The organism is Citrobacter cronae (genome assembly GCF_016893685.1).
Classification (GTDB): Bacteria; Pseudomonadota; Gammaproteobacteria; order Enterobacterales; family Enterobacteriaceae; genus Citrobacter; species Citrobacter werkmanii.
This window is the reverse complement of the sequence record NZ_CP069763.1, coordinates 3,961,605-3,962,834: the sequence shown is the minus strand read 5'-3', so window position 1 is coordinate 3,962,834 and position 1,230 is coordinate 3,961,605. Positions and strand designations below refer to the sequence as shown.

Below are 1,230 nucleotides of genomic sequence, written 5' to 3'. Positions count from 1 at the left end.
TGTGAATCGCCACGGATAATCTAGACACTTCCGAGCCGTTGATAATACTGGTTTTCATATTCTGTCGGTGACATCTGATTGCTCGAACCATGCCGACGCTTACTGTTATAAAACATTTCGATGTAATCAAAAATATCGCTGCGGGCTTCTTCCCGCGTTCCGTAGATTTTTTTCTTTATCCGTTCACGTTTCAACAACTGGAAAAAGCTTTCTGCAACCGCATTATCATGGCAGTTACCGCGACGGCTCATGCTGCCCTCCAGGCCGTGTGATTTCAGGAACGACTGCCACTCATGGCTTGTGTACTGACTGCCCTGATCCGAATGAACCAGCACCTGTTTTTGGGGATTACGCCGCCATACAGCCATCAGCAGTGCGTTCAGGACAATGTCCTTTGTCATCCGGGATTGCATTGACCAGCCGATAATTTTGCGTGAGAACAGATCAACAACCACAGCAAGATACAGCCAGCCTTCGTGGGTCCTGATGTAGGTTATGTCCGTTACCCAACGCTTATCCGGAGCATCCGGATTGAACTGTCGCTGGAGCCTGTTGGGCGATACGATACTGGCCTCGCCTTTGCGTGCCCGCGGGCTCCGGTACCCGACCTGAGCCTTTATCCCGGCACGATTCATCAGTCGCCAGACTCTGTTCACTCCGCACTGTTGACCGCTATCCCGCAAGTCCAGATGGATCTTGCGATAACCATAGACGCATCCCGATTCCAGCCAGAACTGTTTAATCTGCCCTGTCAGCCTCAGGTCTGCCTGATGGCGTTGTGAATGCGGCTGCTGAAGCCAGGCGTAAAAACCACTGGGATGAACATCCAGCACCCGACAGAGCAGACGAACAGGCCAGCAACGGGAGTTGTCACGAATAAAGGCGTACCTCAGTCGGACAGCTTTGCGAAGTACGCCGCGGCTTTTTTTAATATGTCCCGTTCGTCAGTAACCCGCTTCAGCTCTTTCTGGAGACGGCGGATCTCGGCCTGAGCATCTGACTCTTCTTTATTAGTGGAAGAATCTGGACCGTACTTCTTTATCCAGGCGTAAAGGCTGTGGGTGGTGATATCGAGACGTGTTGCAACGCTGGCAACAGAATGACCGCGATCAACAACCTGTTTGACTGCTTCAATTTTAAACTCTTCGGGATAACGTTTACCGCTCATGGGCACCTCTCTTTAAGTCATCTTAAATGACTCTGAGGTGTCTGTTAAACCCGTGGCGATTC

1 protein-coding gene is annotated in these 1,230 nt (G+C 51.0%); it reads right to left on the bottom strand.

What is annotated here, in order from left to right:
* Positions 1–20: 20 nt before the first annotated feature.
* A protein-coding gene (locus tag JSN25_RS17125) for an IS3 family transposase (protein ID WP_204525173.1) occupies positions 21–1,168 on the bottom strand; the annotation gives its coding sequence in 2 pieces (ribosomal slippage) (positions 21–931 and positions 931–1,168; 1,149 coding nt in all).
* Between the last annotated feature and the right edge of the window lie 62 nt (positions 1,169–1,230).